Below are 18749 nucleotides of genomic sequence, written 5' to 3'. Positions count from 1 at the left end.
CCTATTCCTTGGGACAAGGGTACAGAGTCCCAGACCAACATTTACACCGTCTATATGTTACAATTATAGGTGTAATAACGCTTTCAACAAGGAGGAATGGAATTGAATAAAACAAAGTTGATTGTCCAAGAATCATTAGATGCATTAATGAAGGATGACACGTTTATTCCAGAGTTATCTGGGGAAACCCGTGAGCAAGCTTTTACCTCACTAGCCTCAATACTATCAACCCCGAATCATGTTCATAAGTCTTTTTTAAGAATCCCGTTAGAAAATGGTCAGGTGGTTCGTATCCCAGCCTACCGTGTCCAGCATAATAATGCGTTAGGTCCTTATAAGGGTGGAATCCGTTTTCACGAAACAGTCAACGAAGATGAAGTAATTAACCTTGCTTCTCTGATGACATTAAAGAATGCACTTCATGACGTTCCTTTTGGTGGAGGCAAAGGCGGACTCGTTATCAATCCTAGAACACTTTCCGAAAAAGAACTACATCTAATTTGCAAAAAATATGTTCGTTACTTTTCAGATAGTCTTGGTCCTGATAAAGATATTCCAGCACCAGATGTTGGTTCAGGTGAACGCGAGATGGATTGGATGATGGCAGAGTATAAAAGCATTCGACCTGGCACACCCTATCGCGGGAGTTTTACCGGAAAGAGCGTGGTTAATGGTGGTTCATTAGGACGACGAGAAGCTACCGGGAAAGGCGTCTATTTTACGTTCCGATATCTATTTCATGATTTTCTTCAAAATCAAAAGAGTCTACTTACGAAAACTGATAATGTGTTTTCAAATACAGTGGTCAAATTTGAAAACCAAGCCATGAGGCTCGCGGTGCAAGGCTTCGGTAATGTTGGCTCTGTCGCAGCTCTAGAGGCTTATCAATGTTCTCATTTACAAAATAAAGTTGTAGCTGTTAGTGACCGGAATGTTACTTTATTTAATGAGGACGGTTTAAACATCCCTTCTCTTGTAAAATTCACTAAGAGCAATAAAGGGGATCTCCCTATTTCTGATAAGGAGCTAGCTGCAGCTGGTGTCAAGGCTGAAATTCTTGACCGAGAGGCTATCCTTTATTTAGAAGTAGATACTCTGATTCTCGCTGCTTTAGAGGATCAAATCCATAAGAATAATATGGAGAAAATTAAAGCACCTATTATTTTAGAGGGTGCGAATGCCCCTATAACACAGGAAGCAGACAATTTCTTAAGTAAAAAAGGTGTCCTGATTATACCGGACATTCTTGCAAACGCAGGTGGCGTTATCGTTTCTTACCTAGAGTGGCTACAGGGTCGTGAAACACAATTTTATTCCGAGGAAGAAGTGTTCAGTCAGCTATTGAATAAAATGAAGGCAACATTGGATGCAATCTTACCAACGTTCTATGGGGACTCATTCACCCTGCGTCAAAACTGTTATATTCATGCCGTCACAAGACTATCTACTGTCCTATATCGACAGGGAAAATTATATTGAGATTAGTTATTGCGGTAGCCCGTGGGCTACCGCTTTTATTTTGTGGGTCAGAGGGACAGGTACAGTGTCCCTGTAAAAATATGGTGGGACGCGGAACCTGTCCCTGTGTCCCTAAAACGCTCCAGAACCGCCTCCGCCGCCACCGGTTCCACCACCGCCTGTGCTGCTCGAACTGCTGCTTCCACTTCCAATGAGTTCATTGGCAGAATCAAAGTGGGTTGAGGCATTTGGTCCAACATAGCCAAATGAGGCTACCGAATAAGGATAAAAACCAGTGCTATTATTGTAATAAGGCTTAGTGATTGCGGATATCAGATCCTCGTTCTGCTTTTTCATTTCCTTGTCTCCCATACCAAATCCGTAAATATAGGCACGCATCTGGTCATCTTCTGACCATTTTTTCCATTCATCCGATGACAATGTTTTGTATCTCTCTTTGAACAGTAACCATTCATGGTAAATTCGCAAACCATCTATATTTTTTGGTCGATAGGCAATCAAATAGATGATAATTCCTCCAAACAAAATCAAATCCAAAACAAACCAGGAAAATAACTCATACATTGGGAACAAGATTAAAAATGGAACCAGTAAAATGCTTAACAGCCCAAGAACCAATTTGAACTTTGATTTATCCTCATAGAGATTGCGTTCCTTAATTTCGTTTCGAATTGACTCGCCCCATTTCAGTTGGAAGCCTGAGTAACTATCAGAGTTCTTCTTGTTTTTTGAATAATCTTCTAGGTCTTTAAAACTAAACTCCCCATTTTGGCCAATCTTTTCAAATAACCACTCAATTAATATACTCTCATGTGGCAGTACCCCTGACTGATTCATAAGCTGAAATTTTTCATCTGTCACCTGTCTAACCATTTTCTTCCTCACCAAATCCAATAACGCAGCTGCCATCGACTGCCCTTGCGGTAAATAATTGTAGTTAGTAAAACGGATAGTTGCAGGCAAGCTGATATCCTGTTTTGGGAGCGCACCAGGATTTGTCATCTCCCTTTTTACCATAGCTAACTTTGCTCGACCTTCCATCCGATTTCGAATCATTATGAGAATAAAGACTAATGCTAAAAGCGGTACTAACACAATCGCAACCTTAGAAAGAGTGTCTTGTGTCTCTGTCCATTCCTGCGCTTCTGCAAATAGTTCATTTTTGGCATTCATAATTTCTGCTTTCATCGGTTTATCAGAGGTTACATAGCCTGCTCCAGAAAAAAGATTTACATCATAAGCAATTCGAATATCTCCATTTGTTTCACTCGGAACCTCTCCGAACTGATAGACAACAGAGCCGTCCGATTTCACAGTTTCCTTTTGAAATGCCTCATCATACCCGAAGGCGATCACGTCGTTTGTTGATTGTGGCGGACGAACTGTGATAACGAGGTTTTCATAAGTTGCCTCATTCCGACTATCAAAAAATGGCCAATAAAATTGGGCTACATCCTCGTAAATTTCTAATCCCTTTTCAATCGTATAGGTAAGTGTGACTGTTATTGTCTCGTCCTCACCCTTACGATAAATTTTATAAAGTTCATCTTCCTTTTTTACTCGTAACTCCGATCCATTTTCAGTAGCGGAAAAGTCCTTAATCGTACTTCCTTCCTTCGGGATGACAGTCCTTGTTATCCCGTTAAACTCACCATCAAATTCATATGTATGTGTTTCTGTTACGTGAACAGTACCATCATCCTGCAACTGCGCATCCATTTTTACATCATTGATCCAAAAATCGACCGCAAAACCTTGCATCGGAAAAAGTAAAAGGAATACTAGTAATAATATGATGCCTCCCATTTTTGCACGCATGCCGTCCCCTCCTTCATACTTATGAATACGAATAAACACCCCATATGGTTTCAAACTAACGTGGTATACTATTATCAAATTCCTTTTGGCGTATTTGCCGCCCGATTTTTCAAGCAAACTCGAATCCTTGAAAAATCGTGGCATCCGCCGGAGGCTTTACCTTTATTCATTAAGTTTGAACCTCCACTATGAATTAATTCTCTAACTGTATGAAACGGCGATGAACGCTGAATAAAGTTAAAAAGGAGAAAATAAATGCCTGATATAAAAATTGTCTTTCTTGACATAGACGGAACGATTTTGCGACCGGACGATACCATTGAAGAGTCCACCAAGGAGGCGGTTACCCACCTTCAGCAAAATAGAATTGAAGTATTTCTCGCGACTGGTAGACCGCTTCATGAAATAACGGATATTGGAGATGAACTTTCAATTTCATCCTATATTGCATATAATGGTGCTTTTGCCATTCATCGTGGTGTAACACTGTTTAATGAACCACTTCCAGCTAGCTTAGTTGACAACCTTTTACATACGACCAAGGAAAATAATTACGATATTGTTCTATATACTCAAAATAAAAATATCTTCACTAGCATGGATTCTAACATTGTAAAAGAGTTCATCGAAACCTTCCATCTAAGGAAAAATGCGCTATACGATGACACTAAAAAAGACGAAATTCTAGGTTCGACGATTATTACGACTGAGGAACATTCAGAAAAATGGTTCGAACATATCGATGGGATTCACCTCTCCTCGGTTAATGTGGATGGTATGAGAACATGTCACGATGTCATTCGTGATGAAGTAAACAAAGGGGTTGCGGTAAAAGCTGTGTTAGCTTCACTTCACATATCAACTGAACAAGCGGCTGCTTTTGGAGATGGCATGAATGACAAAGAAATGTTGTCAGCAGTCGGTTCTGGATTTGCCATGGGAAATGCCAATCCCGATTTATTTTCCTATGCAAAATATAAAACAACGGATGTCGAGAATTCCGGCGTATACAACGGATTAAAACAGCTAGGGCTAATTGAATAAATGAAAAGACTAGGATAAATAGATCCTAGTCTTTTTTGCATATAGTTAAACTTTCACACAAAATGTTTACTTTTATACAAACAACCATATAAAGTGTTTGACTTTTAGCTAGGGACACTATAAAATTTTGATTAAAAGATAAACATTTTTCAAAAGTGTTTGTTCTATATCAAACGTTGAACGGATGTGTTTAAGTAATGGATATGTCGGAAAATTTTTGGAATGCCTCACTAGATGAACTTAAAAAAGGGTATATCCAAGAGTCAGATTCATATGTCTGCCTTTTATGTGGCGAGAAAATAGAAAAGGGGGTCATATATCCTCATGAAAAAGTTCTTTATGAGGCGGAGAGGTATATGCGTCTTCATATCGAAGCGACCCATCAATCTGTATTTGATTATTTAATCGAACTTGATAAAAAACTTACGGGTCTTACGGATCATCAAAATCAGCTGCTTCGTCTATTCTACCAAGGAAAAAGCGATAAAGAAGTTCAAGCCGAAATGGGGATTGGCAGTACTTCTACAATTAGACATCATCGTTTTGCATTGAAAGAAAAAGAACGCCAAGCTAGGACCTTCTTAGCCATCATGGAGCTACTAAAAGAAAAAGATCAACACGCACCAGCCTTTGTTCCCCCTCATAAAACAGCGACAATGGTTGATGATCGATATGCTGTTACAGAGCAGGAGCAACAAGAAATCATTGAAAAGTTTTTACCAGAAGGGATAAATGGTCGACTACTAAAATTCCCGCCAAAAGAAAAACAAAGACTGATTGTTTTGCGAGAAATAACAAAACAATTCGATAGTAACATCACATACACAGAAAGAGAAATCAACCAGATATTAAAAGGATTGTATGATGATTATGTATTGATTCGAAGATATTTAATTAGTTATGGATTTTTAGAACGAAAGAAAGATGGCAGTCAATATTGGCTGAAACAATAAGAAGAAAGTGAGTGTCTACTATGGATCGAAAGAAAGTATTGAAACAGCAATATAAAGAAACGCCAATTGAAGCTGGTGTTTATCAAATAAAAAACAACCAAAATGGGAAGCTTTTCATCGGAAGCACGAGAAACTTTAAAACTTTAAACGGGTTAAGGTTCAGTTTAGAATCAGGTTCAGCCTCACCTACGAACCAAGCGCTCCAAGTAGATTGGAATCATTACGGCGCAAGTGCATTCAGTATTGAGATACTAGAAAAACTCAAAAAGAAGGACGATCCCTATTACAATGAAAAAGAAGCATTACAAGAACTCGAAAACAAATGGTTAGAACACTTCCAACCATACGGGGAACGAGGATACAACAAGAAAAAATAATGGGACACAAGGACAGGTCCGTTGTCCCCGTAAAAATATGGTATGGCGATACAATCCTATTTTCCAACTATTTGTTGTCACATAAAAAGAGCTTGAGTCGGGTGGTGCACCCCAGAAGTTAGAGTTGAAAATCTAACTTTGTGGGGTCACCACCTCACCAAGCTCTTTTTTTCATTTAGTTACGGAATGTGATGAGATAATCTCCTCATCATCAATGGTATCAAATACTTCAATGAAGAGATAAGTAGGCTTTTCATTTGTTTAAACGCCGCTTCTAATTTTGGAGAGATTACCTTATGTGCGGATTTGGCATCTTGTTTGGTATCCCAATAGTTTACTTCATTATATTTACCAGGAGTATCATCAAAAAAATAGACATTCCCTCTATAATGATGAGGATTTCTTTGGACCTACAGTCGCGGTTTCCCCTTCATATCCACGATGAAGAGGATTTCTCTGGGGCTACCGTCGCGGTTTCCTCTTCATATCCCCGATGAAGAGGATTTCTCACGATTTACCGACTTGGTTTCCCCTTCATAACCCTGATGAAGAGGATTTCTCACGATTTACCGACTTGGTTTCCCCTTCATAACCCCTATGAAGAGGATTTCTCACGATTTACCGACTCGGTTTCCCCTTCATCACCCCGATGAAGAGGATTTCTCACGATTTACCGTCGCGTTTTCCTCTTCATATCCCCGATGAAGAGGATTTCTCACGATTTACCGACTTGGTTTCCCCTTCATATCCCCGATGAAGAGGATTTCTCACGATTTACCGACTTGTTTTCCCCTTCATAACCCCCATGAAGAGGATTTCTCCTGATCCACCGACTCAATTTCCCCTTCATAACCTCAATGAAGAGGATTTCTCACGATTTACCGACTCGGTTTCCCCTTCATATCCCTGATGAAGAAAATTTCTATGGATCTACCGTCGCGTTTTCCTCTTCATATCCCCGATGAAGAGGATTTCTCACGATTTACCGACTCGGTTTCCCCTTCATAACCTCGATGAAGAGGATTTCTCACGATTTACCGACTCGGTTTCCCCTTCATAACCCCCATGAAGAGGATTTCTATGGATCTACCGACTCGGTTTCCCCTTCATAACCTCAATGAAGAGGATTTCTCCCGATTCACCTACTCGGTTTCCCCTTCATAACCCCGAAGATTTGGATTTCTCCCCATCCACCTACTCGATTTCCCCTTCATAACCTCAATGAAGGGGATTTCACTAATCCTGTAAAAAAATGGTGGGACGAGGGACCTGTCCCTCTGTCCCACCTATTTGTTATGTACGGCCTCTTTTTGTTCGGTTTGTTCGGGTTGCCAGCCTTTGGATACGTCGACCCATTGTTTTGCTTCGGAGTATTGGAATAGTTCGTCACAGGTTAGTTCAATAGCAGAATTGATACTGCCGCATGCTGGAAATACGGTCGTAAAGCGTTTTAAGGACTCGTCCAAGTAAACGTCAAGATTGTTTGCCAAGCCAAACGGGCATACACCACCTATGACATGTCCGGTTTGTTCGACTACTTCTTCTGCAGACAGCATTCTTGCCTTAAACCCAAAGGTATTTCGAAATTTTTTATTATCAATTTTCGCATCCCCTGCTGCTACAACTAAAATGGCAGCATCCTCTTTTCCCCGAAAGGAAAGAGTTTTTGCAATCCGTTCAGGGGCAACGCCGATTGTATCAGCAGCCTGATCAACGGTTGCACTTACAGAATCAAACTCCATCACATCTTTTTCACGGTTCCACTTTTTGAAATGATCTTTTACACTCTCAAGTGACATTTAGTTTCATCCTTTCTTCGAAGTTTATTCTATTAATTTAGCATACAATTTGAAAAAGTCACAAAATATGCTCTTCCATTTAAAAATAGCTTGGAAACTAGCCCAAGCTACTTATTCTAATATTCGGTTGTAATTATTGGTGTTCCAATCGTTACGTCGATTTCATTTTTATCTGTATCTGCTCGTAAGCCTAGTTGAAGATTAATTTTTTCTTGTTTTGCTGTTAACAATTCAGATTCGAAAACCTCCGAGTAAGCTGATACCGACACAAATTTCTTTTCTTGTAGCTGTTCCACCATCTTTGCATTCACATCTCCAACCATCTTCTCGGCTACCTCATCTAATTGGTTTGATTTGGATCTCATAACACCGGAGACTGTATAAAAAGTATTTCTTTCCACGAAAGTTTCACTCACCCATTCAACATGGTCTGCAGTAAGCTGATTCCCTTTTGCTTCATTCGTGATAGCGATTTCGTATTTATCATTGGATTTATAAGCTTTTAGCTTAATTGACTCCGTAATTCCGTTATCATTTTCTTTTAATCCTTGCCAAACATAATGGCTGTTTTCTTCTTTAAGAATGCTTTTCCACTTATATGAACCATGATCACTCATGAATTTTTCAATCTGTTGTTTCATTTCATGTACATTATTTGCTTGTCCAACCTTATCTCGAGATAAGGCCATCCAAGATGAAATTTCAATTTCATTTTTATCGGCAATTTCTTTTATATCCACTAAATCGTTTTTTTGAATGATTTCTTCCTGATTATTATAAAATCCTGCTAAAATTCCCAACGATAAGATTAATGCAATTGTCATTTTCATTTTGTCCCTCACCTCCTTAACAAGGATAGCCAGGGTGATTAGGTTCTATACCTGAAAATCTAGTAATCTTAAAAATCGATTAATTTTCTTTTAGCTGTTTTACTTTTTATATTTTTAGTACAATCTAAAGATGAGCCTAAGGAGGTGTTATCTTTGAAATCAATTACTGTTTCATTTCATAAAGAAGATGCTGTTGAAGCAATGAAAGTCGGTATCCTCGAGGAAGACGATTTTAACCGTGTGACTGAAGGTGGTACGCGACACTTATTTGAGCTTGACACAAATATTGGTTTTTTTGTCTTTTTCGATGGTGCGGATGCCGAGGGAAATATACATTATCTTGCCCTGCAGTATGAAGAAGATAGTGAAGAACCTACATACTGTTTCTCATTTGAGCTTAAGGACTTTTATGAATTTATGGCATTGTACCTTAATGACCTTGAGTTTTCAGATGAAGAATCGGAAGACGAAGAGCAAGAGTATGGACCCATCCATCACCTCGCTCACCTGCTATATCATATCGTTGAAGATGCAAAACAAGCGTAAAAGGAAGGCCACAGCAATGTGGTCTTTTTTCCTTTTCAAACAGCTGAAAATATGAAAAAATAGATATATAGAAAATAATGTAAAAACCAAGGTTGGTGATTATTTGTTTGTAGATATCTTTTTTTCGATTGTTTTCATACTTGGTGTGTATTATTTGATTCAATACAGAATCAGTATTAAAAAGGCAGTCGATTTTTCAAAAGAAGCCCTTTACCCGCAAACGGAAGAGGAGTTCCGTGGCATCCTTATCCCGAATGAGTTTAAGGAAATGGAGCCCCTTTCTAAATCAACAAGATCTTATAAAATTGTCAAATGGGGAACGACTGCTATAATCATCGTTCTCATAGGGCTATTAATTGTTATTCTTACAACAGATTACTTAGGATCTTCCTTTTTTTCATTGGCATATTTCTTTTTTGCACTCATTAGTGCAGTTCGCCACCGTGGAAACCTCTTTTTATTACCAAAAGGTATTATCCTTCAGGGCCGATATTTTTCTTATAGCCGAGTCAAGGAATATGAAGTCGAGCGAATTGTCCGTTGGCATGATTTGTACGGGATTGAAGACCGATTAAATTTTAGCTATAAGTTAACGATTAAGGTAAAAAGTATTTTTCCATTCCTCAATTTCGTTGTTGTTGAAAATGAAGAACATCTTGATAAAATCATTGAATTACTTGAGACAAACGGCATTCCCGGAAAAAGAAAAGCAGACCAAACGCAACAAACAACTCCAACTATTTCATCCAAATCATAATACACGAGGCCTTGTAGCCTGGTGTATTTTTATTCCTCTTAACAGAGGATTGGCTTGTTGGACCACAGGTACAGACTCTTTTCCTTCGTTAATTAATATGATGAATGTACGTAGTAAATAAGGAGGTATTCCTGTTGAATCATACCGTAAAACCTGGTGAAACACTGAATCAAATCGCCAGAGATTATCGGAAACCACTTTTTGAAATCATTCGAGCAAATCCTTCCATTAACCCCAATCTGATTTATCCAGGTCAATCCATTATTATTCCAGGTTTCCCAGACCCCTCAACAATTCCCTTTAAAATTGAGATTTCTACTCAGAACCGTCATTTACGCTTACTGAAAAATGGAGTCTTACAAAAACAATACCCAATTGCGGTTGGCCGTATGCTTCATTCCACACCTATCGGAAACTTTATCATCATCAATAAAGCCCCGAATCCTGGTGGACCGTTTGGGACAATGTGGATGAGCTTATCAAAAGAACACTACGGAATCCACGGAACCAATGACCCGAGCTCTATCGGTAAATTCGTTTCAAAAGGTTGCATTCGAATGTATAACCATGATGTTGAGGAACTGGCACGAACCATTCCAATCGGTACCCCTGTTTTCATACATCCTTGATTTAAAAGCGAGTCTCCAAGACACGAATAAATGTTCTGGTTTATGTTGATAATAGAATATATGTTCGTATATAATATAAGAAAGGAGATGATTACATGCGCGGGATTTTACAACGAGCCCTTTCTCAACACACACCAATCGAAATCATCTATATGTCTCAAAACGGCATACTTACACAACGCCTAATCAAGGTTTACGAAATCAATGAACATACCATCAAGGCTTATTGCTTGCTTCGTCATAAAAAAAGAACTTTTAAAATAGAAAGCATATTATCTGCAGATGTACCCAGGAAAAAAGGAGTTGTTAAGTTTGCAAATTAGAACACTACAAATGCGAATGGAGGACACCGAACAGGAATTACTTCAACAAATTGAAAAATATATGAAGAAATTCCACAAAGCTCCGACGATACGTGAACTTTCTAGACTCTGTACTTCGGTGAGCTCAACAAGCACAATTAAAGCATATCTGGATCGCCTTAAAGAAAAAGGAGTCCTGCATTATGAACCCAAAACACCACGATCCATCACTCTAAAAAAAGAACTACCCCAGGCTAAATAAGGGTAGTTCCTTTCTACTTTCTAGAGTTTTTCATCCACTTCTGAAGTATCGACATCTTCACCAAACCAGTCAACTAACTTTGCTTTTGCCTTTGCTTTGACATTGTCATCAATATGGATTGCCACTTGGAATAATGCTACACCTAAGGCACCTAAATCATCGGTAAAGCCGATACCTACTGCAAGGTCTGGAATGAGATCCACTGGAAAAATAAAATACCCCAACGCAGCAAGAATCGTCACCCTTGCTTTTGCAGGCAAATCAGGTTTTTGAAGGACATAATAAAGCAATAATGCCGTATATACGACTGAATGGCCCGCTCTTAATGCAAACTTTTTAAGTTTTTCCCAAAATTTATCGTCTGAATAATGCTTTTCCATTTCATCCATTTGAATCCCCCATTTTAAATGATCAGAATCCTTTACTACTATTGTACTACATAGGCGAATAAATGAATCATTGTACAAGCTTTAAAATTTCACTTTCCTTATCTTATGCCTGAAATCCATTTTTACACAAAAAAACCTAGCCAAAATGACTAGGTTAAAACGTTTTGATCAAAAACTTCTTTCAAGCTCATCTATCAATGAACCAACATAGGCAACTGCTTTCTTAATTGGTTCCGGTGTTGACATATCAACACCTGCAAGCTTCATCAACTCAAGTGGTTTCAGTGTTCCACCTGCTTTTAATGCAGATAACCAGCGGTCGACTGCGGGTTGGCCTTCCTCTTGAATCATTTGGGATGCAGCTGTTGAAGCAGTCAGACCAGCAGAATACGTATATGGATATAGACCCATGTAATAATGTGGCTGACGCATCCATGTTAAAGCAGCGAGCTCATCCATTACTACATCATCGCCCCAGAATGTCGACAGCAACTCTGTTTTTTGTTCACATAAAAGTTTTGCTGTAATCGGGGTTCCTTTATCAGCCAACTCATAGATACGACGTTGTAATTCACCTTCTAATATATGGGTAACGAAATTGTGGTAGTAGGTGCCTAATGATTGTAAAATCACCCAGCGCTTCATCCGTTCATCATTGGAATGCGAAAGAATATGTCTGCTCAACAGCATCTCATTCATTGTTGATGGCGCCTCGATAAAATAACGTGAAGGACGGTTGTTTGAGATGCGTTGATTACGCCCCGCTAGCACAAAGTGACCAGCATGTCCCAATTCATGTGCAAGAGTATACGTATTTCGCATGGAATTATTCCATGTCATCAATATATATGGGTGGGCTCCATACGGGCTCGAACAAAATGCACCCGATCGTTTCCCAATATTATCTGCTAAATCGACCCAACGATTATGAATGCCCTCTTCCATAATTTTACTATATTCCGGCCCCATAACCTGGATGGCATCAAGAACATACTTTGAAGCCTCCTCATACGTTACCTCTGGGTCAAAGTCTGGATCAAGCGGAGCCTTTAAATCACTATAATACATTTTTTCAAGCCCTAATACGCGTTGCTTTAATTTAGCAAGGCGTCGCATATGGGGTGCTAATTCCGTTTGAATGGTATGTAACTGATTATGGTACATTTCCTTTGTAACCTGTTGTTCATCAAGTAGCATATCTGTTACAGATTCATAACCACGTAAGCGCGCTTCAATGACTTGCTTTTTTACCTCTGTGGCTAATGTCGCAGCATAGGTATTTTTATATTTATCCAAAGTTTCAGCAAAAGCTGCAGAAGCCTTACGGCGCAATTCCGTATCAGGAGAATCCTCATATTTTGGGAATGAGTTAAAAGTAAGTGGATGTTCGATCCCATTATCCGTCTTAAATGCTGAAAACTGCATATCTGAAGTTTTGCTTCTTTGGTAAATCATATATGGAGAATCCATCACCTCACCAAACGCAGCTAAAACTTCCTCTGCATCAGGGGATAGTGTGTATTCCTTTGCCTCTGAGATATCCGATAACGTTTTTATGAACTCTTGTAATCCCTCTTCCTCTTTTATGTATGATTGGATGGTTTCTGATTCTAATGCAAGTAGCTCTGACTTTATAAATGATATACTCGCACTTACACTGGAGACCAAGGATGCGGCCCTGGCAGCATTTGTTTGATAAACGGAATTCGTACCGTCTACCGACATATGTAAATCTGCATAACTCACAACACGCATAATTCTTTCCTGAAGTGCGTCATTTGCTAATAAGCAATTAAGTAAGTTCTTAGCACTCTTCCCAACAGTCCCCTTAAATTGAGTTACGGTTTGGATGTCAATTTCAACAGACGAAAGCTCTCTCTCCCATGCCTCATCTGTTTCAAATAAATCTTGTAGGTTCCATGTTTGCTCAACAGGTACTTCTGAACGTAATAATGCCATTTAAATTTCCCCTCTCTTGTAAAATGTTTCGCAAATCGAAATATACATAAATTATATCGTACTAATTTAAAAAGTTAAAATATTTTCTAAAAGGACAAACAAAAATCAAGCTTTTACCCTTATCCAGGCAGAAGCTTGATTTCTAATAAATTAGCATTATTGATTCGTTAAATCTATGAAAAACTCATATGCTTCCTTATCCGTATATCCTTCATGCACAACCTTTCCCACTGCCTGAATCATTTCTTCAGGGTAATCTGATTGGAAAATGTTTCTTCCCATGTCAACTCCGGCCGCACCACCTTGGATAGAATTGTACGCCAACGAGAGTGCGTCTTTTTCAGGAACTTTCTTTCCACCCGCAACTACTAATGGTACAGGACAAGCAGATGCTACCTTATCAAAGTCCTCACAATAATAGGTTTTGACTATTTGCACACCAAATTCTGCTAACATTCTAGTTGCTAAGAGGAAAAATTGGGTTGTGCGTTCCATCTCCTTCCCGACAGCAACAACACCCATAGTTGGTATTGAGTACCTAGTTCCTAAATTGACTGCTTTATTTAGTTGTTCAATTGTTTCCTTTTGCCCCTCTGCCCCGATGAAGGTTTGGATGGCTATCGCACTTGCGTTCATTCGAATTGCATCCTCAATATCAACAACCATCGATTCGTGACTCAAGTCATCCTGCAATACACTTGAGCCTGAGGACGCCCGGAGTGCTATTGATTTATTAAAGGTTGGGGGGACACTACTTCTGATTGCCCCTCTAGTTCCCATTAAGCAATCAGCATAATTTGCTAATTTCGGAATAAGGATATCTAATCTTTCTAAGCCTGATGTTGGTCCCATAAAATATCCATGGTCGAAAGCCAACATGACTGTCTTTTGACTTTTAGGATTAAAAATTCTTGATAATCGATCTTTCATTCCCCAATCTAAATTAGCTGCTCCTTTCACATGAAAGTTACCATTATTGGCAAAAGGAGTTTCTTCTAAAAATTTCTTTGCAGCTTTGTTTCCAATTACATCAGCCATTTTTTCTTCCTCTCCTTACAAGATATCTAGAATCGTATCGATAGTAATAAGCGAAATTTTGTTATAAGGTTTTAGAAATCATAGTCTCCTGTATTATCCTTCGTGAATACGATTCTTTCAGGTAATACAATAATTCCGGAATCTTCTGCCTCGTACTCATAGCCTTGAACAGAATTTGGTTCTACTTTTACTTCCCCTAGTTCCGGAACATCTACAGTGTCACCTACTTTTAGTTCATTTCCTTGAGCTAAATAGTATGCAATGTAGACTGCGAGAGCCCCTTGGTCTTTTACGTCCCATAAACCGTGGTTTTCGATCGTATCATTTTCAATATACTGTCTCATAGAATTTGGAGATGCAAATCCAGTAATGATTACATCCTCCTTATTTAGTCCTTTATTTTGTGCCGCTTGTGCCATTGCAGGTAAAGCAGTAGAGTCAGGACAAATAATAATATCGATGTCAGGATATGAATCTAGAATACTTTCACCCACTTGGAGAGATTTTTGTTCATTCCCATCACCAAATTGTGTTGTTACAACTTCCCAGTTAGGATATTTTTCTTTTATATATTTATTCGCATAATCAACCCATGAATTCTGATCAGGCACAGTTGGACTTGAATAGAACCATGCAATCTGTTGTGCTTCATCGGGATTTTCAAGCTGACGTGCTGCCATGTCAACTAGCATTGCACCAAGGATGTCAGGTGTACCTTGATTGATATATGCAGTTCGATATTTCGGGTCAACATCTGAATCCCAAGTAACAACTTTAATTCCTGCATCTAATGCCTTTTGTAAAGCTTGATTTAATCCATCAGAGGTAACTGATGATATCGCAATTGCATCAGCACCACTATTGACCGCACTATTAATAATCTGCACCTGATTTGCAACTGTTCCCTCCGGTGCGCCATCATATTTCACCTTAAATCCTATCTTTTCAGCCATTTCTTGTGCACCGTCATTACCTGATTCAAAGAATGCATTCCCAGTCATTTTTGGAATAAAAACGACTTCAATGTCACTTGCATCTTTTTCTCCGCCAGAACCATTTTCTGTACTTTTGCCAGAATCTTCACCGCTACAGGCTGCTAATAACAATGTGGAAAGAGCCACTCCCGTTAATAGTTGAAAAAACTTGGATTTACGCATGTAGATTTCCCCCTCTGTCCTTTTTAATCGTTAAAAATCTTTTTACCTTGGACTTGAATCCTGGAACACCTAAGAATGCAACCGAAGTGATTAAGAGCAATCCTGTAGCTAAGCCTATATATTGTGTTTGAACTCCTCCCATTTGCAATCCTAGCTTTAAGAAACCAACAACTATGCTTGCAAGTGCAGTGCCGATAACACCCCCTTTACCTCCAGTTATTAATGTTCCTCCTAGGACAACAGCTGTTAAAATTGGCATTAAATACTCCGCACCAAAATCAGCTCGAGAACTTCCCAAATACGATGTTAAAATTACACCCGCAATACCTGCGCTTAACCCTGATAAAATATAAGTACTTGTAATAATCTTCCTAGTATCGATACCTGAATAATCCGCTGCGTTCTGATTAATCCCAGTTAAATAGACATATCTCCCATATCTCGTTCTATGAAGTAGAATATAGGCAATCACTAGTATTACAAGAAAGAGGATAACGGAATGTGGTATTCCAAGAATTTTTCCATTTGCTAGATTTATAAACTCTTGTGAAAATCCAGAAATTCCCTCATATGTGCTTGTTCCCGATAAACCAACTAATACAATTGCAATTCCACTATATAAAAGCATCCCGCCTAGCGTTATAACCATGGCCTGAACTTTGGCATATGCGATAAGTACTCCATTCAGCAAACCACAGAGTCCTCCAACTAGTACTGCTAATAGGGCGGCAATCCAAATATTCATTCCAACAAATTGTGCTAGCATACCTGTTACTACAGAAGTTAGCCCGATAATAGATCCCCCTGAAATATCGATACCACCTGTAATAACGACAAATGTCACAAAAAAAGCAATGATGGCAATTCCCACAAAGTCATTAAAACTATTTAGAAGTACATTTAGATTCCAAAATCTCGGGTTAATTAAACCAAATATAATAATTTCACCAACTAATGTTAGTAAAAGGATCAAATTCCACTTCGGTATTTTTTTCAGCATCCCAGACTTCACACCTCCTCCTTTAAAGTTAGCACTCTCGCATTTAACCTTTCCTTTTTCGCCTTCTTATTAGCTCTACGGAAAATGAGGACATCAACTACGACAATAACGATCAATAGCGACCCTGAGATTGTGGCATTCCAAAATGCTGGAACTTTTAAGAATACTAAAGCTGAATTAATTGAACTCATAATAATGGCTCCAATCGCCGCACCAACTACAGAACCTATGCCACCGCTTAAGGAGACTCCTCCAAGAACAGCAGCTGCGATTACCGTCATCTCTATCCCTAATCCCGCAGTGGTTGAAATAAAACCAACCTGACTTGCAAAGATGAGTCCAGCTAAACTAGCTGAGATTCCGCAAATGACAAATGATATGATTTTATACCTTATTACGGGTATTCCCATTAATATAGCTCCATCCTCGTTATCACCAATCGCCGAGAAGTACCTCCCTTTCCTACTATTTGACAAGTAAAGATGTAGGATAATAACGGCTAAAATCACGATAATTCCTAATAGATTCATTCCCAGTAGATTAATCTGTGAGATTTGCTTGAAATTTGCAGGAAGATTTTCAATCCATTTTCCATCTGTGTATATTACTTGTACAACCCTTACAATTTCCAACATACCTAGAGTCATAATGAATGAAGATATTTTTAGTTTTGTAACCCCTATTCCATTGACTAAACCGATTAAAGCCCCAATGAAAATAGCTACAATAATCGCTAGAAAGATGCTTCCTCCGTCCCTTACAATCACACCGCTTACTGCAGCACTAAGTCCTAAAGTACTTCCAACAGAGATATCAATTTCTCCTGTCAATAGAACGAAAGTTAATCCAACCGCAAGGACTATATATAGCAAACTATTTTTCACAGAATTTAGTATGTTTTCCAAAGCAAGAAAGTCAGAGTTAACTATACCTACCAGCAAAAAAATAATAATCAAGAAGATAATGGTTCTAAATTCCCTATACTTCGTTATGCCAGTGATTTTAGACATGCCTATCACTTCTTCCTTTATATGTTCCAAATGCAGCACTCATCACATTTGTTGCATTAATCTCATCAAATCCAAGACAGTCCGCACACGTACCACGATATATGGCATATATTCGATCACTAATTCTTTCAATTTCTTCTAAATCTGAAGAGACCAACAAAATCGAATATCCATGTTTTTTTAGTTGTGTGATAATCGAATAAATATCACTCCTCGCTGCTGCATCAATTCCCCTTGTAGGTTCATCCATGATGATAAGTTGTGGATTTGTAGATAAAATCCGTGCTATGATTACTTTTTGTTGATTTCCGCCAGACAATGATTTAATTTCTTCATTTTGGCTACTTATTTTAATGCTTAACTTTTTAACATATTCATTTGTAATTGCTTCTTCCAAATTTTTATTTAGGAAAAATCCCTGATTTTTGATTACCTGTGCTGTGATATTACTACTTACCGAACTAATTGAAAAAGTTCCGTTTAAAAACCGGTCCTCCGGAATATAGGCTAAGCCACTTTCAATTGTTTCGTTTGCTGGTAAGTCCGTAATATCCTTTCCATTCAAATAAACTTTCCCGCTAGTTATTTTATTAATTCCATATATAGCCTCTGCAATTTCAGTTCTACCTGCCCCAACGAGTCCCGCAAGACCGACTACCTCTCCCTTATAAACATCGAAACTTATATTTTTAAAACCATCACCACAAATATTTTGGACCTTCAGGATCGGCTCTTCTTTTTCACGACTTATGAACCTTTTCCTAAACTCTTCTTTACCATTTCGTTCGCTTTCTTCTGGTAACAATCCGTTAATTAACATTTCTTTTGTAAAGTCATGGATTTCTCCTTTTAATGTCACTTTACCGTCTCGAAGAATGACTGCGTGTGTCGAAATCTGAAAAACCTCATCAAGTCTATGAGTGATATAAAAAACACCTACACCATCGGCCTTTAACTTCTCAATTAGCTCGAATAAGCTTTTCGTCTCTGCAAATGTTAGAGAAGATGTTGGTTCATCTAAAATAAGAATCTTCGCATTCCTTAGCAGACCTTTTATGATTTCTACTTGTTGCTGCTCAGCAATTGACAATGAATTTGCAAATCTATTCAAATCAAGATCCCAACCTAGTTGGTGAATTAATTTCTTTGCCTGCTCCCTTACCACTTGTTTTTTCCTATTTAACCCAATTGTGAGATTTTGCTCAACTGACATATTTGGAAATAATAAAGGTTCTTGAGGCACCAAATAGATTCCTTTTTCGTGTGCAATAGAGGGATTAAACTGGTTCACCTTCTCACCACTTACCTCTATACTTCCACTATTGGATAGGTTACACTTAGCTGGACAAAAAAATTAAGGGCTAGCAGACTGATAGAGAATTAAGTATATCAACTATAAG

General features: G+C 38.5%; 19 protein-coding genes. 9 read left to right on the top strand and 10 right to left on the bottom strand.

Going from position 1 to position 18749, the window contains the following annotated elements; all coding sequences use genetic code 11:
* The first annotated feature begins 96 nt into the window (after window positions 1-96).
* Window positions 97-1479 carry a Glu/Leu/Phe/Val family dehydrogenase gene (locus tag ACR65M_RS14325; RefSeq protein ID WP_440273649.1) on the top strand — a complete coding sequence of 461 codons (1383 nt, stop codon included), beginning with the start codon at window positions 97-99 and terminating at the stop codon, window positions 1477-1479.
* A 111-nt stretch (window positions 1480-1590) separates the two neighbouring features.
* Here ACR65M_RS14325 and ACR65M_RS14320 read toward each other — a convergent pair whose 3' ends face one another.
* Window positions 1591-3297: a DUF2207 domain-containing protein gene (locus ACR65M_RS14320; RefSeq protein WP_440273648.1), complete on the bottom strand. Its 1707-nt coding sequence runs from the start codon at window positions 3295-3297 to the stop codon at window positions 1591-1593.
* Window positions 3298-3552: 255 nt separating this feature from the next.
* Here ACR65M_RS14320 and ACR65M_RS14315 point away from each other — a divergent pair, with 255 nt between their 5' ends.
* From ACR65M_RS14315 to ACR65M_RS14305, 3 genes are all read left to right on the top strand, one after another.
* A complete protein-coding gene (locus tag ACR65M_RS14315; RefSeq protein WP_440273647.1) occupies window positions 3553-4341 on the top strand; it encodes a Cof-type HAD-IIB family hydrolase in 789 nt (262 codons plus the stop codon).
* A gap of 197 nt (window positions 4342-4538) precedes the next feature.
* Complete coding sequence (locus tag ACR65M_RS14310; protein WP_341329848.1) at window positions 4539-5294, top strand: DUF2087 domain-containing protein; 756 nt, start codon at window positions 4539-4541, stop codon at window positions 5292-5294.
* Between the two features lie 20 nt (window positions 5295-5314).
* Window positions 5315-5671 (top strand): GIY-YIG nuclease family protein, encoded by a 357-nt coding sequence (locus ACR65M_RS14305; RefSeq protein ID WP_341329847.1) that lies wholly within the window; start codon window positions 5315-5317, stop codon window positions 5669-5671.
* A gap of 1286 nt (window positions 5672-6957) precedes the next feature.
* Here ACR65M_RS14305 and ACR65M_RS14300 read toward each other — a convergent pair.
* Together ACR65M_RS14300 and ACR65M_RS14295 are read right to left on the bottom strand one after the other, a co-directional pair.
* Window positions 6958-7470 (bottom strand): YbaK/EbsC family protein, encoded by a 513-nt coding sequence (locus ACR65M_RS14300; RefSeq protein ID WP_341329846.1) that lies wholly within the window; start codon window positions 7468-7470, stop codon window positions 6958-6960.
* A 116-nt stretch (window positions 7471-7586) separates the two neighbouring features.
* Complete coding sequence (locus ACR65M_RS14295) at window positions 7587-8300, bottom strand: YwmB family TATA-box binding protein (RefSeq protein ID WP_341329845.1); 714 nt, start codon at window positions 8298-8300, stop codon at window positions 7587-7589.
* A 153-nt stretch (window positions 8301-8453) separates the two neighbouring features.
* Between ACR65M_RS14295 and ACR65M_RS14290 the strand changes: the two genes are divergently transcribed.
* From ACR65M_RS14290 to ACR65M_RS14270, 5 genes are all read left to right on the top strand, one after another.
* A complete protein-coding gene (locus ACR65M_RS14290) occupies window positions 8454-8846 on the top strand; it encodes a cytosolic protein (protein ID WP_309101759.1) in 393 nt (130 codons plus the stop codon).
* 145 nt (window positions 8847-8991) lie between these two features.
* On the top strand, window positions 8992-9603 hold the full coding sequence (locus ACR65M_RS14285) for a hypothetical protein (protein ID WP_440273656.1): 612 nt from the start codon (window positions 8992-8994) through the stop codon (window positions 9601-9603).
* A gap of 134 nt (window positions 9604-9737) precedes the next feature.
* Complete coding sequence (locus ACR65M_RS14280; RefSeq protein WP_341329843.1) at window positions 9738-10232, top strand: L,D-transpeptidase family protein; 495 nt, start codon at window positions 9738-9740, stop codon at window positions 10230-10232.
* A gap of 95 nt (window positions 10233-10327) precedes the next feature.
* Window positions 10328-10555, top strand: a complete 228-nt coding sequence (locus ACR65M_RS14275; protein ID WP_341329842.1) for a hypothetical protein — start codon at window positions 10328-10330, stop codon at window positions 10553-10555.
* The gene (locus ACR65M_RS14270) at window positions 10545-10796 is read left to right on the top strand and encodes a LexA family protein (RefSeq protein WP_165918166.1); all 252 of its coding nucleotides are present in this window, start codon (window positions 10545-10547) and stop codon (window positions 10794-10796) included. Before ACR65M_RS14275 ends, ACR65M_RS14270 begins: the two co-directional genes overlap by 11 nt.
* Window positions 10797-10816: 20 nt before the next feature.
* Here ACR65M_RS14270 and ACR65M_RS14265 read toward each other — a convergent pair whose 3' ends face one another.
* From ACR65M_RS14265 to ACR65M_RS14235, 7 genes are all read right to left on the bottom strand, one after another.
* The gene (locus ACR65M_RS14265) at window positions 10817-11185 is read right to left on the bottom strand and encodes a YkvA family protein (RefSeq protein ID WP_341329841.1); all 369 of its coding nucleotides are present in this window, start codon (window positions 11183-11185) and stop codon (window positions 10817-10819) included.
* 168 nt (window positions 11186-11353) lie between these two features.
* The gene (pepF, locus tag ACR65M_RS14260; protein WP_440273646.1) at window positions 11354-13144 is read right to left on the bottom strand and encodes an oligoendopeptidase F; all 1791 of its coding nucleotides are present in this window, start codon (window positions 13142-13144) and stop codon (window positions 11354-11356) included.
* A gap of 156 nt (window positions 13145-13300) precedes the next feature.
* Window positions 13301-14182, bottom strand: coding sequence for a 3-hydroxy-5-phosphonooxypentane-2,4-dione thiolase (lsrF, locus tag ACR65M_RS14255; RefSeq protein ID WP_341329839.1), 882 nt, complete (start codon window positions 14180-14182; stop codon window positions 13301-13303).
* Between the two features lie 71 nt (window positions 14183-14253).
* Window positions 14254-15339, bottom strand: coding sequence for an autoinducer 2 ABC transporter substrate-binding protein LsrB (gene lsrB, locus ACR65M_RS14250; RefSeq protein WP_341329838.1), 1086 nt, complete (start codon window positions 15337-15339; stop codon window positions 14254-14256).
* Complete coding sequence (locus ACR65M_RS14245; RefSeq protein WP_341329837.1) at window positions 15332-16339, bottom strand: ABC transporter permease; 1008 nt, start codon at window positions 16337-16339, stop codon at window positions 15332-15334. Before ACR65M_RS14245 ends, lsrB begins: the two co-directional genes overlap by 8 nt.
* 8 nt (window positions 16340-16347) lie before the next feature.
* Window positions 16348-17280: an ABC transporter permease gene (locus ACR65M_RS14240; RefSeq protein WP_440273645.1), complete on the bottom strand. Its 933-nt coding sequence runs from the start codon at window positions 17278-17280 to the stop codon at window positions 16348-16350.
* A 61-nt stretch (window positions 17281-17341) separates the two neighbouring features.
* Entirely contained in the window at window positions 17342-18661 is a 1320-nt protein-coding gene (locus ACR65M_RS14235) for a sugar ABC transporter ATP-binding protein (RefSeq protein ID WP_440273655.1), read from the bottom strand.
* Between the last annotated feature and the right edge of the window lie 88 nt (window positions 18662-18749).

This window comes from Ferdinandcohnia sp. SAFN-114 (assembly GCF_059415045.1).
Note: the sequence above shows the minus strand (reverse complement) of the source record. Positions and strands in the feature narration are given on the sequence as shown.

Excerpts from the sequence above, each read along its gene's own strand:
- lsrB (WP_341329838.1), bottom strand. The coding sequence starts at position 15,339 with ATGCGTAAATCCAAGTTTTTTCAACTATTAACGGGAGTGGCTCTTTCC.
- ACR65M_RS14310 (WP_341329848.1), top strand. The coding sequence starts at position 4,539 with ATGGATATGTCGGAAAATTTTTGGAATGCCTCACTAGATGAACTTAAA.
- ACR65M_RS14325 (WP_440273649.1), top strand. The coding sequence starts at position 97 with ATGGAATTGAATAAAACAAAGTTGATTGTCCAAGAATCATTAGATGCA.
- lsrF (WP_341329839.1), bottom strand. The coding sequence starts at position 14,182 with ATGGCTGATGTAATTGGAAACAAAGCTGCAAAGAAATTTTTAGAAGAA.
- ACR65M_RS14265 (WP_341329841.1), bottom strand. The coding sequence starts at position 11,185 with ATGGATGAAATGGAAAAGCATTATTCAGACGATAAATTTTGGGAAAAA.
- ACR65M_RS14320 (WP_440273648.1), bottom strand. The coding sequence starts at position 3,297 with ATGCGTGCAAAAATGGGAGGCATCATATTATTACTAGTATTCCTTTTA.
- ACR65M_RS14315 (WP_440273647.1), top strand. The coding sequence starts at position 3,553 with ATGCCTGATATAAAAATTGTCTTTCTTGACATAGACGGAACGATTTTG.
- ACR65M_RS14300 (WP_341329846.1), bottom strand. The coding sequence starts at position 7,470 with ATGTCACTTGAGAGTGTAAAAGATCATTTCAAAAAGTGGAACCGTGAA.
- ACR65M_RS14295 (WP_341329845.1), bottom strand. The coding sequence starts at position 8,300 with ATGAAAATGACAATTGCATTAATCTTATCGTTGGGAATTTTAGCAGGA.
- ACR65M_RS14245 (WP_341329837.1), bottom strand. The coding sequence starts at position 16,339 with ATGCTGAAAAAAATACCGAAGTGGAATTTGATCCTTTTACTAACATTA.
- ACR65M_RS14305 (WP_341329847.1), top strand. The coding sequence starts at position 5,315 with ATGGATCGAAAGAAAGTATTGAAACAGCAATATAAAGAAACGCCAATT.
- pepF (WP_440273646.1), bottom strand. The coding sequence starts at position 13,144 with ATGGCATTATTACGTTCAGAAGTACCTGTTGAGCAAACATGGAACCTA.
- ACR65M_RS14275 (WP_341329842.1), top strand. The coding sequence starts at position 10,328 with ATGCGCGGGATTTTACAACGAGCCCTTTCTCAACACACACCAATCGAA.